Source organism: Enterococcus sp. DIV0546 (genome assembly GCF_051712785.1).
Classification (GTDB): Bacteria; Bacillota; Bacilli; order Lactobacillales; family Enterococcaceae; genus Enterococcus; species Enterococcus faecalis.
The window spans coordinates 1-15240 of record NZ_JBIOPO010000002.1 but is presented as its reverse complement, the minus strand read 5'-3'; the positions used below and the strand labels follow the sequence as shown (position 1 = coordinate 15240).

The window sequence follows — 15240 nt, the reverse complement described above, 5'->3', positions numbered from 1 at the left end:
CACATATTGTTTCCCCTAAAAAAAAGGAATTCTTACGAATTCCTTCAAAATGGATATGATTAATGAGTGTTTTCTTTGCTGGTTTGAGGTGTCCACACACAACCCTACTATGGCTCAGTAATACAATGCATTCCAGCACACTATATTCATCGTTGCCGAACAGAGTACTCAAGTTACCTGTTTACATGTTAAATTTACCATTAACTTTGTTTTTTGTCAATAATCTTCTCTTTTTCCTACATCCTCATCCATAAATAAATATTCTATACAGTTGTCTATTAACTCAATTAATGATATAAAAGAGTTGTAAGAAGCACAAATCACTTCTTTACAAATCTATCTCTTTGGTCAGTCGATGGAAAACGGCTGACCATTTATCTGGTACTTATTTATATAAAAAATAGTCAACGAGTGGTCAGTTGACTATTTTATACTTTTAAATGATCTTCTTGACGTAAGCTATTATGAGCAGTAAAATCACAAATATTCTCGGATAATACATAAAAAAGCTCTCTATCAAATAGAGAACTTCGTCAAAATTGAGAAATTTAATGACCTTCTTAACGAAAATCATCTATTATTTTATACTATGTCTTTTTCAAATTCAATCTTTCTTAGCTGTTTTTCTTTAGAGAAAAGAAAATCCAAATTTTCTAATTGTTGTAAACAACCTTTTTGTATCGTCCTTTACTTTTTTCATATATAGTATGGCAGTTACTACAAACAAACGTCTGATGCTTGCCAATAACTCTATATGCTTGATTTCCGCAATCACAATCAATCGTATATACTAAATTTTCTTTGTTCCAATGTCCAATTTCAATTCCATGTGTATCATACTCTCTTCTGTGTTTCAATTGATTTTCTCCTCTTCTCCACTAAATACTTGTTAACTAACTTATTCATATAAAAAAGGAAGAACATTGAATAAATTTCTCAATGTTCTTCCTTTTAACTATTCTCTAAATCCTTATTTATCTGTCTATGTCTTTTTTTCTAAGTTGAGATTTAATTTTATATGTTTTCACACGATCAAATTTCTTTTCTTCAATTGGCTCTCGTAACAAGTGTTCTCTTTCTTTTCTTGAAGGAAGCGTACTTAATAATCGTTTAAATGCTTTATTTTCTGATTCAGGGGTTTTAGCTTGATAATACCGCATTAAATTAGTAGTAAAATCAACACGATCTAAATCATTGAACGGTAAAGTTAAATAGTTTTCATTTTCAAAAGCATTCATTGCTGCGTTAGCAGCGATTAATGCCGTTCGTTTATTTCCATCTTGAAAAGGCTGTAACTTAGAAATACGTGCAAATACACGCCACGCATCCTCTTCTGTTTTCTCTGAAGCTTCAAAATCATTTACAATGTTATCTAAATCTGCGCGACTAATAACTTCAGGTGGAAAATAAGCGTCTTGACTCGCTTCATCGATAATGATCGCAATCTGATCATCCGAATTGTAATACGCATTTCTCAAATGACCTGGCATATTTGGCTGTTCATTAGAAGTTGAATCAAATTGTTTATTAATTGCAATGATTCCTTCTGTGCTAAATCCTATTTCTTTTACTGCATCGATTCCTTTTAGAGTATCAGTAAAAATGGCAATATCATCTTGATTTTGACGAAGAGGCTTTACTGATTTCTGATCCAACGCTTTTTTTGTCTGAAGGACGGTACTTCCGTAGTTGTTTAAACTACCTAAAGAAGTAATAAATTTTGCTAACGCTGTATTATCCATGCTTTTCACCTACTTTTTATGTTTAATTATACTTTTCTCTGAGTAATATTCTCCCACCTATCACACATTGCTTTATCAAACACAAAGTAACGTATGTTGAAGAGGAAATCTATAATAATTTTTCCATTTTGTCAGCCTTTTGCAAATATTCTTACTTATTCTTTTTCGTTTTGTCTACTCCTCATACGTGATACATAGCTACCTAATCGAACTGGTTAATCGTTAGGATAGGACTCTCACCTGTTAGAATGAGTGAGGCTTGACAAAGCACTCAAAATGGTAGATCTTCATCATTGAAATTTATTGGCCGTGAAATACTAGCAAAAGGGTCGTCCTCTGGTAATTGATTTTGCAAATCTGATTGCTTTACAGGCTGCTCTTTACCCTCTGCATCTACTTGTTCTTTTGGTAAGAATTCCATTTGTTGATACGTTTCAACCAAAATCTCAGTAACGTAAACTTGGTTACCTTCTTTATTCTGGTAAGATCGTTTTCTTAAAGGACCCGTTACACCAATTAACATTCCCTTTTTTGTGTTACGCTTCAGCGATTCCGCAGGTTTGCCCCAAACAACACAGTCAATAAAGTCTGCTTCATATTCTCCGTTAGCATTGGTGTAATTCCTTTGTGATGCTAATGTAAAAGAAGCGACCGCTTTATCGCTTTTTGTGTAATGTAAATCAATATCTTTTGTCAAACGTCCTACCAAATTCGAGTTGTTTATCATAGTTATCGCTCCATTCTATTTTTAAAGTTTATACGCATATCTGCGTGTTTATCTGTAAGGATGTAGCATCAATGTTGATTTTTATCTTTCAAAATCCCTTATCTGTTTAATATTGTAATGTTCTCGTTTTTGTTCTTGGCTTTCTTGAATAATCATCTTCTCTAACAAATCCCCTATAGAAGTAACAGCTTCATCATAAGTAATATTTTCAGAGTACCTATTTTCTTTTTGATAGCTTTCCCATCGTTTTTTTAGCACATCACTCTGTACTATGTTAGGCATTTCTTGAGTGTGCAATTCCTTTAGCGTGTAGTTGGTGTTTCTTTGTTTAAAAGTTCTCTTAATGCTTTTGTATAGAACTTTGTCATCTAAAGTTTCAATTTTGGGTATTACATGTAAATCGTAAAAATCTTTCATTCTAGAGTTATCTTCTCCAAAATTAAAAGTTGCGTGCAACTTTTCAGCGACAATTTGTTCTGTAGGATATGAAGGAATCTTAATTTCTTTATCTTCAAACATTAGTTTGTGAGAATGTAATGGTGGATTGGGATATATAGAATCTCCAGACGTAATATCTAGTTTAAATGGTATCTTTGCGTTATCTAAAGTTGCAACAAATTTTGCTTGAAAACCTGGATAAAAATCAGCTTCACGTGTTTCTTTCAAACTCAGCAAGGTGAAGGTAATTCCTTCAGCTGTTGGATTTTTGATTAATTCATCAAAAACATTTCGTATTCTTTCTTCTGTTAATTTTGAGTTACGGAACGTCGTATCAATATCTACTGTTGATCTCTTATCAATTCCATATCTAGAACCAATCAAAAATCCTCCTTTCAACACAAAGTCATCTTTGTATGTGGATTCAGAAATTTTTTCAAGAAATTTTTCCATCATAAAGTAACGTTGAATGACTTGTGGGTGTATATGTTTTTCGTTTGCTATGTTTCTTGTTTTATCTTTAAATTGTTGCGGTGTCATAAATTGCTCCTTCTGATTCTTTTCTAACATGACATTTAAAAATCCATCAGCCAGTTTTTTTATTTCTCATTTACTTTCCCCTCTTTTAGTATAACGCTTTTAAAAACATTTTCATTTCCTTTGATACAGGCAAAAGGTTCATGTACTTCCTCAGTTTAACAGTATCTCTTTCAGCTGAAGCCATATAATCTCTTAATGCTTGTTCTCTAACTTCGCTATTTGCCTTGTACCAGCTGTTCCACATATCACACAGTGTCCTTTCCTTATCATAAGCCAATACTTCGTTTCCGTAAAAAGTAGATACTTTGCAAATACCTAGAGGGTAATACAATTTACTTGTGTAATGGGGATAAATATCATACTTTCTTACATTTTGCGTGTTGGGATTGTACCCTTTGGGAAAAGTCATGTGAATGCCATTAGGAAGATTAGTTGATAGTTGATACAAATCTAAAGCTGTATCATGGGAAAAAATGCCTCTTTTATACACACTTTGTGCCAAGTACAACTCATCTATCATACTTTCTGGTAAAACATAGAATCCAGGTGCTTCTTTGATTAACTCTTGTGTCGCTACATAACGATCAAGTGTACTAGCAGAAATTCTTTCTTTTTTTGCATCAGATAATGATAAATTCCCACCTTTTTGTTCAAATAATTTAGAAATCTCTGATTTCATTTTTATCACCTCGAAAATATAATACTAACAACATTGTATCACGTTAGTATTATATTTCCAAAAATTCTTTATCGATCTAATTCTTGTGATTGCTGTTGTTCATATTTTAATTGCTTTCTGCGTCTTTCCAAAGCTTTTAACTGCTCTTTCTTTCTCCGTTCTTTTGCTGCTACTGTTTCTATTTCTTGTTGTTTTTGCGTTTTTCTATACTGATTCATTGTTTTTCTCTCCTCTTTTACTTACTACTTATCAAAATCAAAAACGACTAAATAATTCTCCAATTTTAGATTGGCATCAAAGCTCCTTTTTTTTCCTTTAAATCCTTTCACTTTCTTTGTTGTTTTCCCATGCTCTATAAGTTCTTTTAGAACTGTATCAGACAGCTTTTTCTGCGCTAAAGTAGTCCAAATCTTAAAATCACATGCTTCATTTTGACAACTAGCTAATTTATTAAACTTCTTTACTTCCCCATGTTTACATTTAGGACAAGTACCTAAGTTTACTTTTTCTTCAATTTGTTTTTGTTCCTGTTCAAATGCTGAAAAATCAACGCGTGCTATATCTTTCGGTACATTTTCTAACAAATGAAGAATAAATTTTTGTATATTCGCTAAGAAATGTTCCTGCGTACTTTGTTTTTGTCCAATGCGTTTTAAAGAACTTTCCCACTTTGCTGTCATTTCTGCACTTGATAACAACGGTTGTGCTTCTACAGATTTGCAAAGAAGTTTTCCTTTTTCCGTGACTGTTAATTTATTTTTCTGTGAAACAATATATTTTTTTTGCTTTAATGTTTCGATAATGCTTGCACGTGTCGCTTCAGTTCCAATCCCTTCAACTTCCTTTAGAATTTTTATTGCTTCTTCATTATCAACCGTCTTGTTTGCGGTTTTCATGGCTGTCAATAAAGTCCCTTCAGTAAACGGTTTTGGTGGCTTTGTTTCTTTTTCTGAAATCTGAATATCTGCTCTTACTGTTTCACCTACTGATACTTGAGGTAAAATAGAGGTGGTTTCTTGTTCCTCTTCTTTACTACTATTTTCTTTTTCAAATACTTTCTTCCACCCCAGCTTAACTGGAACTTTTCCTGTTGTTTTAAAGATAAGATTGGATACGTTGGTTTCAATTGTGGTTTCTTCATATTCATAATCTGACATGAACATGGCTAGCGTAGTTTTCAACACTAACTCATAAATATTCTTTTGTAACAAATCTAAATGTTCGAACTGTTCTTTACTAGGTACTTGTTTTGTTGGAATTATCGCATAATGTTCTTGTACTTTCTTGCTATCGACATATCGTTTTCTTGGTTTGTCTTGAACCAAAGGTTCATCGATAGAAAGAAACGAGCAATAGTTTTGATAGTTTTCTTTTAGATACTGAAATTCCGATTCTGTAATATAAGGGGTGTCTGTCCGAGGATAAGATAAAAGTTTTGCCTCATACAGTCCTTGCATAGCTTCCAACGTTTCATTCGCTGTTGCTTGGTACATTTGGTTTATTTTTGATTGCAAACTACTTAAAGAAAACAAATGAGGACTCTTTGTATTCTTCTTTTCTTTTTCAACATTAGAAATAACTCCGTGTTCTTTTTTACTAGATAGGCCATTGCGTGAAAGAAAGGCGTTAGCTGCTTCTTTCGTTTTAAAAGTTTGCAAAGGATTCAGCCGTCCTTTAAATTGACCTTGATTCGTTAAAATCATTGCTTCAACGTCAAAATACGGTTCTTTTTTAAACATTTCGATAGCTATTTGTCGTTGATAAATCATGTAAAGAGTAGGCGTCTGCACTCGTCCTAATGAAAAAGTTTCACGTATTCCTTTTTTCTGCATTTCTAAACTGTAAAGTACACTGCCATTCATCCCTAACAACCAATCCGAAATTTGTCTGGTCTGCGCTTCAATGTAAAAAGGATAATAGTCCTCTGCAGGTTTTAATTGCTTAAATCCTTGGTAAATAACGTCTTTTTCTAATGAGTTGATCCACAATCTTTTGTACGTTTTTGTCTTAGAAAAAGCACCTGCTTTTTTGATAATAGACCAACCAATATTTTCTCCTTCTCTATCACTATCAGTCGCTATAACAATGGTATCTGCTTGTTTTAAAAGCTTTGCGACGATGTTAAATTGTTTTTTCTTATCTTTCGGTACATTAAACATAAATTGATTTGGGAAAATAGGTAGTGCATCAAGCGACCAGGCTTTCCAACGTTCGTCATAATAACCAGGTTCCGCTAATTCGACTAAATGACCAAAACCAAAAGTAATATATGTTTCCCCTGAAAAAAGTGGATCAGATATTTCAAAATATCCTTCTTTTTTCTTACTCGCTTTGAATGACTGCGCATAAGCCAATGCTTGACTAGGCTTTTCTGCAAGAATGACTGTTTTCATTTTTCTATCCTCCTAAACTAAAAAAGGCAATAGGAATCAAAAGCCTACTGCCCACAATATTATTTATCTTTCAATAGCCATTTGCTGCACATATTTTCGTTGAACATTTTGTTCTTTTGTATGATCAGGCTTCGTTCGATTATTGTCGCAATTTTCTAACGATTGCTGAATAATCGGTTCAGTAATTTCTTGAATTTGTTGTTTGATTTCGTCTCTACGTTCAAATGCTTCTGCACGTCCTTCTGGCAAATCACGTTTTGCCCAATTATCAAATTTTGTTCTAAAGTCCTCCACTTGATTCATACCATAATGTTGACGAACAATGTATTCTGTAAATGCCTTTTGAAAAGTACCATTTTTCATTGACGCATACTGATTTTCTACATAAGCATTAATAACTGGCTCTAAGTCGACATTAGCTTTTGTTCCTTCTTGACGGATTTTTTCTTGCGAATCTTTATCTAACTGACGAATATTTTCGTTCACGCATTTTTTTATTTTCACCATCATACTCCATACACAAATAACGGATTGCTTGACTAGGTGTGGTAACACCTGGCACATTTAAAATAATATCGTCAATTACTTTTTGATGTTCTTCTTCATAGGTGATATGCTTATGAATCATGTTCCACACCCTTTCCTAAATTTTCTACTGAAATACCTGTCGTACGTTGATTCATTACTTTTTCATGCAAACGAGCTACTTTACGTTTTTGTTTTTGGTAGTTTTTGGCTTCGAATAGATTGATCCCTTTCTTTTTAGCTAAAAGACCACGTCTTGACAACTTACGTTGTTCACGTTTGAGTTTCTTTTCCATTGTGGACGTAAATTTATTATTATCAATTTTTTGACCGTCAGAAAGAATCGCAAATTCTGCAATTCCTAAGTCAATGCCAATTGCAGAATTGGTTTTTGGTAATTCACTAACTTCTTCTTTGCATAACAAAGAAACATAATATTTCCCGCTAGAATGACGTGATATTGTGGCAGATTTGATAATCCCCTTTGGTTGTCTATGAAGTTTAATTCTAACTAAGGATTTTAATTTAGGAACTTTGATGAATTTATTATCAATCAAAGCAACTGTGCCATTTTGATTATTCGTTGTATAACTCTGAACAGGATTTTTCTTACTTTTGAAACGTGGAAATCCAATAGATTTATCGCGAAAGAAATTCTTGTATGCTTTATCTAAGTTGAGCTGTGCATTAGCCAGAGCAAGACTATCTATCTCTTTCAAGAATGGAAAATCTTTTTTATATTTTGCAGGTGTTGGGAAATTCATTTTTTTAGAGGCATCGTTCTTAGTCTCTTTATAAGCCTTTATTCGGTCATTCAGCATTAGATTATAGACCTTACGGACACAACCAAAAGATTTGGCAAAGAATCGTTCTTGCTCTTCTGTTGGATACAATCGGAATTTGTACGCTTTTAGTCGTTCCATAAGGTTCACCTGCTTTCTATTTATGATTGTTGCCTTGATTTTGAATATACTTCTTAATCACGTCAATTGGTGCTCCACCAGTTGTCAAAAGACAAAAACTTTTAGACCAGAACATTTCTTTCCAAAGAAATTGTTTGACTCTTGGATAATCACGTTTTATCAAACGTGAACTGGCACTTTTGTAGGCATTGATAAATTTTGTCAATTCCGTTTTTGGTTGAGCTTTGAACATAATATGAACATGGTCGTTATCATGATTCCACTCAACTAAAGTAATGTGATACGATTCTGAAATTCTTTCAAAAGTCGCTTTAGCATAATCAGATATTTCATCATCAATTACTTGTCTACGATATTTCGTTACTAAAACAAGATGATAATAAAGAAGAAACACTGAATGATTATTTGTATCTAATTCCATGATATATCAACTCATTTCTTATATAGACTGATTATAACAAAGAACAAAATAAAAAGGCAATATGCCTTAATTGTCGGTATGAGAGTTACCAACGGTAACCCTCATACCGAACGGCATTCATCACCCACCTATAGAGGATGGGCGACTTCTGCCTAAATTAAGTTAAAAAATCATGCAATTCTTGCTTTCTTTCTGACAGATTCTTCACTTTTACAGATACTTTCCTAGGAATTATTTTTATTGGAAATGACACAATATAAAATCGTACTTCTGAATGCCCGAGTGCATACTTTAGTAACTGTTTCAGAAATATTTTATTTTTTTCAGTAATACCATATCCTGAATTACCAAATAAGCATAGAGCATCAATTACAACTACTTTTACGTCATTCGATAAATTTTCATCTATTTGTTGAATAACTTTTTGAATATCTAAAATTCCTAAAACACCTATATCAAAAAGCCTAACGTATCTGCTATTTGATAATTCCTTATACTCGTCTTCTGTAGAAATGATAGAAGAAAATATCAGTTTCTTATCTTGATTATTTCTTAATAAATTATTTATATCCGTAGTTTTTCCTGACCCAGCAAAACCTGTAATAAACCATACTTTGGAAATAACGGTTTTCTTTATAGTCAACTCCACGTTGGGTTCAAAAAAATTAGTAATTTCCACTTGATATTCTTTTGGTTCTAACGCCAAAATTTCTTTAATTAATTCATCTGATTGATCTACAAATATAGTTTCCATAATTTGTTCTCCTTTTTTTAATCTTGAATCTGTTTCTAAAAAGTTAGTTTTGAAAAAACATAAATGTCACAAAGAATAGAACTGCTTTCAAGGCTTTCAAACTAATCTTCCAAAAAATAATCATTAAAAAGATAGTTAAAAATACAGGAATCGAAAAGGTTAAACCTGAATATAAACCTGAATAAATAACATACGCTAACAACAACATTCCTACATACTTTAAAGTTTTCATCAGTTTCCCCCCCTAATTAATAGATTACAACTTAACTTCTGGCATTAATCGCAATACATTTTTTATTTCACCGTTTTTACGTACGTAACTGCGCTCTATATGAGTAAATTGTTTTAACATACTAAGTAACTCTAAGGGTGATTTATTTACTTTTTTCGCACATTCAGATAGAAGAAGCTGATAATTCTTTTCTTTTTCTAACAAAGTAACCAACTTTTGTTCTACACTTTCTGCTTTTTTCCTCTTAGTAACATATACAACTTCCATTCCAACTTGTTTTTCGCATTTCACTACCATGATAAATCTCTCCTTTTTATAACATTCAATACTTAATCAGTATCCTTCCATAGACAAGACATACTTTTATTCAATGAAGCTTCAGTTAAGCCTAACTTTTTACTGCATCTGATTAAAGCCATTGCCAAAACAAAGATACTGTTTTCCTCCTAAAGCAAACCGCTATCAATCAGCAATACTTCACCGTTTGCTTCAAGATTTTATAACTGATTAAAAGCTTCTTCTGCGCCTAATTCTCCACCATCTTCAATACGACTTTTAGCAAGCATTTTGAACGCTTCGTATTTATCAATTGTTTTCATATCATCCAAAAACTCTTTTTCGTCCTCTACATCGCAAACAATATCCTTGTAAAGTTTTAAACATTGTTTTTCATCTTCAGCAGCGATTAATGCAAAATAAGGTTCTTTCATTTCGTAAAATTTCATTTATTTTTCCTCCATTACACTATAGTCTAATGCTTCAGTTTCCCAATCGCCTATTTTACCTACAATTGGCTGATCTTCTTTTAAAATAGTTGCTCCTAATTCCTTCAAAGTGCTTGCAACATCTTCTTCATAAGGCGAATTTTCTACATCATGTAACAATTCATCAATATCTTCGTCGTATTCGACCTCAATATATCGTGTTGCACTCATTGTTTCAGTTACTGCAATTTTGTATTTCATTCTGTTTCCTCCTCTACAAAATCAATAATTGCTACACCTACGATATAATCTTTCAACGATAAAACGAATGCACTATTTCTTGACAACCGTTTAAAAACTCTTCTAATTGATTGTATTCAGAATCTGACCAATCTTCAGTAAAATCATTAATATCTGTAGAAGTCGTTCCATAACCAGTATCTCTAGTTTCTACATGATTCGTGGCTCCTTCACGTTCTACTTCAAAGGTAATTGTTGAAGAATCAAAATCATGTACAAAATTTTTAATATAAATCAATTTCTTCCTCTCCTTTTTCTAAACAAGCAATAAGTATTTTTCAAAATTCATATTTTCAAGGCCAAAAACTTCATACAATTCCTTTACACTTGAATATTTCATTGTACTTTTTCCTCCTGTCAAATTCTTTCATGCTTTTTCTAAACATTTTTTTTGTAAAAATCATGTATACCTTCTAAAATAAACTTAGAAACTCAGACTAACTCGAAAGGACGAAACACCATGCAACTAACTGTTTTTATTTTATTTCTTGCTTTTTTAGTATTTGCTGTTGCCTTTTTATTCCATAAAATCAGTTTAGGCGTTTTCTTGCTATTCTTCCCTGTCGCACTGCTTCTATGGTTTAGCCTTCCAGCCATAAAGAAACGTAAAACAGACAAAAACATGCACTGATTTTACGCTTTGTCTTCTTGGACCCACTTAAAAATTAATTTCGACTAGTTTATGGCGTCCGAAACTAGAAACCCTAATAGACAACGGTAAATGTAATGTCCTGTTTTTCATTACAAGTGCCTATATGTAGTGCAGCACACAACCTACCTTTTCCAGATAAGCGCTTCCCCATTACGAGAAGCCTTTTCTTTTTTATCAAAAGAAGTGTCAAAGCCTAGATCCCTTAGTAGCTGCTCTGATAAATCTAGGCGCTATAGGTTACTTTCCTTTTGGCATCCTTTCTACGTGCTCCAATTGTTTACCAAGAATCGTCATCATTCTTGTTCATTTACAAAAGCTATTCACAAGCGTGTACTTCTACGCACCAATTTTTTGTTGTCCATAGACTAAGAGCAACCTTCGTTCATTCTAAAAAGGACTGGCAATCGTTTGCCCTAACTTTACCCGCTGACCGCTCACGTCACCTTCTTGTGTCCAACATTTCTCTTTTTCACATCACAGAAATCAACCAAAAGTTCCATAACATTTTCAAGCACGTCCAAGAAGACAAATCGTTTTTTATTTAGTTTTCATAACGTAAAAATTTGCTCATTCCTTTTCCCGTAGGTTTTAAGGGAGCGCCACGTTGAATTCTACGGCCAATCAAAATACCGTTGTGGTCATAGACATGTTTAATTTCAGGATAGACATCTTTTAACAAAATTCTCGCCCTTTCTCGTACTTTTTTCTTGGTTCCTTCGAAATAATGTTCTACTTCAATCGCTTCTAACCCATCAATCCGATAGTTTTTACTGCTTTTATGCGTTTCAGAACGTATATTTCTTAACTGGCGTTTTTCCCTTGAGGAAAATGTCGTCACCCTTGCGCCATAATACCCAATATCCTCTTTACGTAAGATTTTAATCACAAAAATTCCTCCTCGACATCATCATGAAAAGTTAGCACGCAACAAAAAAAGGGGAGATTGCGCCAAATTACACAATCTCCCCTTTGAAACATCCTACGTACAGCAAAAACAGATTATATCAAAATAAGCGTCCCAAAATTCAGTTTCTCAAATGAGAAGAGAAAAAGAATTCAAAGGAAATCAAGAAAAAATGTTTTTCTTTTTGCGCATAAATTGATATAATACAGTTTGTTGTAACGCAGGTTGCAACAAAAGGACCGTTGGCAATTCAAGCCGCCAAAGCTGTATGAATTGTCTTAATCTCCCGCTAGGACTGCCAATCCTATGGAGACGGTTCTTTTTTTGTTGCCTGCTAGCTTCTCATGCTTACTTTTAAGCTGGAAACTCAACAAACATTGCATTTATTTAAAGGTGTATTCTTTAATTCTAATAATTTCAAAAAAAGAATAGCATACCCTTAAAAATAATGCAAATAATTTTTTAGATTTACTAGTAAATTGTAATTAACACAAAAATCAACAGTAAAAAGCGAACTCGCGTTCCCTTTGTGTTTGTTTAGAATATACCATTAGCAAAATTTAGTGTCAATATTGATAAACAAATATGCAAATTTGCATACAATATAATCGTGATTGCTTGAAGCAGTTTAAACCCAATTATGGGTAGTTATATCTGGCAGATTCTCAATTTTATTTGAATTTAACTGGTTCTTTTTCTCAATTGCGCATTCAACAAATAAGTTGTAAAAAGACTTATAAAATAACCCTTTAGGACTTTTAACAGTAGAATCAGTTTTAATTTTATGCATCACTCTTCGTAAACATTTGTCAATTTCTTCATGATAATCTTCTCCAATCAAAACAACGTTATAGTCTTTTTCAGCTTTAGTTTTAGCTCGAATAATGGTCCCTACTTGGTCGTAGGCTTCTTGAATAGTATTAGAGAACGCAGCAATAAATTTTAAGCTATCTTTGTTAAGAAAGGTGTTCTCTTGAACTTCTGGAAACTGATCGAGCAATAATTGTTGTTGCAGCTCCTCTTTTTTAGTATCTATTGTATCTATTGTATCTAAATTATTTATATATAGATTGGGTTGGTTTTTCCCACTTTCGAAAAAAGTACTGGTATTAGTGGATTCTTCTGGACGTTGGTTTTTCCCACTTTCGAAAAAAACGTTGAATTTATCGTGTTTATCCGAAGGTTGGTTTTTCCCACTTTCGGGAAACTCATTAGTATGGCTAGCTTTATTGAGGGCATAAACATCTGTTGCAGTAACTTCAAGCTTCCCTAAATACAAACGATTTGGATAATTTTTGAATTCACCAGTAGGAAGTTTTTTAGGAGGAATACGTTTTTCATAAAGTAAATTTTTACTTTTTAATTCTTTTTTTATTTTTGCAATTTTATTTTCTTTACATCCTAAAATTTCCATCAGTTCATTTCGGGTAAAGATAAAATAAATATGTCCATCTTGATCTATCCAATTATTTTGAATTGAATATTCACATCGGTCTTGTAGCATTGCGTAAGCTATTTTACTATCGTTAGACATACTTTTATAAAATTCTGATGTAAAAAGTACTTTAGGCAGTTGGTAATACAAATTTCTATAGGTTTCATTAGCTGAAATGAATTGAAACTCATTCATAGTTCTATCCTCTTTTCTGGAATTAAATTTGAATAAATATTTTTTAGGTCAATTATAGATATACCATAAGTATATTTAATGCACAACAGAAGTCAGTTATTGTGTTATAAGTTATAAGTAAAAAAAACAGACATAACTTATAACTTAAAAAGCATAAAATTATAAGTTATAAGAAAATAAAAACTTATAACTTATAATTTTATGCTTTTTTATTTTATCGTTTTTTCTTGATATAGGGGATTATGGTTGAATATAGATAAATAAGTTATAAGTTATAAATAAATCATAACTTATAACTTATAACTTATTTAGATTTTTTGGTTATTTTTTTATAACTTATAACTTTATTTTTGTAGAAAAATTATTCATTATTTAATTTATCGAAAGCTTCTTCAATTTCTTCTCGCAAGTGTTCTTCTTTAGCAACACCTAACTTTGTTTTGATATATGCTTCGGCTAAAGTGTCTATATACTTTTCAAAAGTAATTCGACCTGTCTCAACTTGAAATTCTTCCACATAATCTTTTAAAGTTTCTAGTTTACTTTCTAATGCGGGAGAAATCATTTTAGGTCGACATACTTTATAACGAGAATCAGTTATTTTTTTAGGACGTCCTCTTTTTTTGGTTGTAGGTGTAATTGTCGTATTTGGTAAATGTGTTTGAGAAGGAGATATATTTTTTTTTAAAGCACTATTTAATAATGTGTCGCTGCTAAAATTCATTTCCCCATCCATTTTAACTCTTTTTTTTGGTTCTTTAATTAATTTGTTGAATTGTTTAGGAGTAGAATACGCTGAAGTATTAAAAGTTTTTCTATCATTTGACAACATCATTCAATCCCTTCTAATAAAAAATCTGTTCTAGCTTCAATTTCATTTAAGAGGTTTATGAATACAGAATGAGCTTTGAAATCCCATTGATCATAATTTCCATTTTTGTGTACAAATAAATGAATTCCATCAGTTGAATATCCTTTTAATCTTTCTTGGTAGGTAATCACAGTGTCTAATACAGCGCTATCATATTCTTCTTTTGCTTCATTCATGATTTTATTATCAATGGTTGAATCAGGTTTTAACATACAAGCAATAATTCCAACAACTTGTAAATCAATGTTGTATCTATCAACCATAAAATTTTGATAACCTATATATTTTCTTACACCTTCAAAGGATTCTTCTTGAGTTTGAAAAGCAATAATACTATAATCAGCTGCTACCATTGCATTATCAGAGTATTCAGAGATAGTAGGGGGAACATCTATAAAAATAGTATCATATTGTTCTTTTATAGGCTCTAACAATTTTTTTATAACAGATACTTGTTCTAATTCAGATTCATAACTTTTGATTACAAATTTAGTAAAGGAACGAAAACTAGTATCACAAGCAATTAAATCTAAATTTTCCATAATAGGTGTAATACAGTTTTTTAGTGACATTTCTTGAATACCATCAGTTATAGTTTTATCGATATGTTCGATATTTGCTGTTCTAGCTAAGGTTTGAGAAGCGTTACCTTGGGGGTCCATATCAAGTACAAGAGTCTTTTTATTTTTAATCAGTGCGTTGTCAAATGCAAGCATAGTAACAATTTTAGTTTTACCTACGCCTCCTTTAAAGTTTCCTACAACATATGTGGATGTCATATCAATCGTCTCCTTAAAATTATTCT

Annotated in this window: 18 protein-coding genes and 2 pseudogenes; all 20 read right to left on the bottom strand. The window is 32.1% G+C overall.

Annotation, left to right across the window (positions count from 1 at the left end; translation table 11 throughout):
• Positions 1-974: 974 nt before the first annotated feature.
• Entirely contained in the window at positions 975-1742 is a 768-nt protein-coding gene (locus IGJ24_RS13435) for a Fic family protein (protein ID WP_289865903.1), read from the bottom strand.
• Positions 1743-2013: 271 nt separating this feature from the next.
• The gene (gene ssb, locus IGJ24_RS13430; protein WP_289865902.1) at positions 2014-2469 is read right to left on the bottom strand and encodes a single-stranded DNA-binding protein; all 456 of its coding nucleotides are present in this window, start codon (positions 2467-2469) and stop codon (positions 2014-2016) included.
• An 81-nt stretch (positions 2470-2550) separates the two neighbouring features.
• Complete coding sequence (locus tag IGJ24_RS13425) at positions 2551-3447, bottom strand: nucleotidyl transferase AbiEii/AbiGii toxin family protein (protein WP_289865901.1); 897 nt, start codon at positions 3445-3447, stop codon at positions 2551-2553.
• 85 nt (positions 3448-3532) lie between these two features.
• Positions 3533-4126 carry a type IV toxin-antitoxin system AbiEi family antitoxin domain-containing protein gene (locus IGJ24_RS13420; RefSeq protein WP_289865899.1) on the bottom strand — a complete coding sequence of 198 codons (594 nt, stop codon included), beginning with the start codon at positions 4124-4126 and terminating at the stop codon, positions 3533-3535.
• A 68-nt stretch (positions 4127-4194) separates the two neighbouring features.
• Positions 4195-4344, bottom strand: a complete 150-nt coding sequence (locus IGJ24_RS13415) for a hypothetical protein (protein ID WP_202569344.1) — start codon at positions 4342-4344, stop codon at positions 4195-4197.
• Positions 4345-4368: 24 nt separating this feature from the next.
• The gene (locus IGJ24_RS13410; protein WP_289865897.1) at positions 4369-6519 is read right to left on the bottom strand and encodes a type IA DNA topoisomerase; all 2151 of its coding nucleotides are present in this window, start codon (positions 6517-6519) and stop codon (positions 4369-4371) included.
• A 63-nt stretch (positions 6520-6582) separates the two neighbouring features.
• Complete coding sequence (locus IGJ24_RS13405) at positions 6583-7023, bottom strand: hypothetical protein (RefSeq protein WP_289865896.1); 441 nt, start codon at positions 7021-7023, stop codon at positions 6583-6585.
• On the bottom strand, positions 6977-7147 hold the full coding sequence (locus tag IGJ24_RS13400; protein WP_289865895.1) for a hypothetical protein: 171 nt from the start codon (positions 7145-7147) through the stop codon (positions 6977-6979). The genes IGJ24_RS13405 and IGJ24_RS13400 overlap by 47 nt, the downstream gene beginning before the upstream one ends.
• Positions 7148-7187: 40 nt before the next feature.
• Positions 7188-7967, bottom strand: a pseudogene (locus IGJ24_RS13395) (RNA-guided endonuclease TnpB family protein); the annotation flags it as partial.
• A gap of 16 nt (positions 7968-7983) precedes the next feature.
• A complete protein-coding gene (gene tnpA / locus IGJ24_RS13390; RefSeq protein ID WP_289865894.1) occupies positions 7984-8388 on the bottom strand; it encodes an IS200/IS605 family transposase in 405 nt (134 codons plus the stop codon).
• A 157-nt stretch (positions 8389-8545) separates the two neighbouring features.
• Positions 8546-9142: a GTP-binding protein gene (locus tag IGJ24_RS13385; RefSeq protein WP_289865893.1), complete on the bottom strand. Its 597-nt coding sequence runs from the start codon at positions 9140-9142 to the stop codon at positions 8546-8548.
• A 43-nt stretch (positions 9143-9185) separates the two neighbouring features.
• Positions 9186-9374 carry a hypothetical protein gene (locus tag IGJ24_RS13380; RefSeq protein WP_289865892.1) on the bottom strand — a complete coding sequence of 63 codons (189 nt, stop codon included), beginning with the start codon at positions 9372-9374 and terminating at the stop codon, positions 9186-9188.
• 24 nt (positions 9375-9398) lie between these two features.
• Positions 9399-9671, bottom strand: a complete 273-nt coding sequence (locus IGJ24_RS13375; protein ID WP_289865891.1) for a hypothetical protein — start codon at positions 9669-9671, stop codon at positions 9399-9401.
• A 200-nt stretch (positions 9672-9871) separates the two neighbouring features.
• A pseudogene (locus tag IGJ24_RS13370) lies at positions 9872-10099 on the bottom strand (hypothetical protein); the annotation flags it as partial.
• On the bottom strand, positions 10100-10339 hold the full coding sequence (locus IGJ24_RS13365) for a hypothetical protein (protein WP_242385130.1): 240 nt from the start codon (positions 10337-10339) through the stop codon (positions 10100-10102).
• Positions 10340-10391: 52 nt separating this feature from the next.
• Entirely contained in the window at positions 10392-10616 is a 225-nt protein-coding gene (locus tag IGJ24_RS13360) for a hypothetical protein (RefSeq protein WP_289865889.1), read from the bottom strand.
• A gap of 955 nt (positions 10617-11571) precedes the next feature.
• Entirely contained in the window at positions 11572-11916 is a 345-nt protein-coding gene (gene traE, locus IGJ24_RS13355; RefSeq protein ID WP_289865888.1) for a type IV conjugative transfer system protein TraE, read from the bottom strand.
• A 646-nt stretch (positions 11917-12562) separates the two neighbouring features.
• On the bottom strand, positions 12563-13564 hold the full coding sequence (locus IGJ24_RS13350) for a replication initiator protein A (RefSeq protein WP_289865887.1): 1002 nt from the start codon (positions 13562-13564) through the stop codon (positions 12563-12565).
• Between the two features lie 361 nt (positions 13565-13925).
• Positions 13926-14399, bottom strand: coding sequence for a hypothetical protein (locus IGJ24_RS13345; RefSeq protein WP_252650908.1), 474 nt, complete (start codon positions 14397-14399; stop codon positions 13926-13928).
• Positions 14396-15214 carry a ParA family protein gene (locus IGJ24_RS13340; RefSeq protein WP_016622437.1) on the bottom strand — a complete coding sequence of 273 codons (819 nt, stop codon included), beginning with the start codon at positions 15212-15214 and terminating at the stop codon, positions 14396-14398. The genes IGJ24_RS13345 and IGJ24_RS13340 overlap by 4 nt, the downstream gene beginning before the upstream one ends.
• Between the last annotated feature and the right edge of the window lie 26 nt (positions 15215-15240).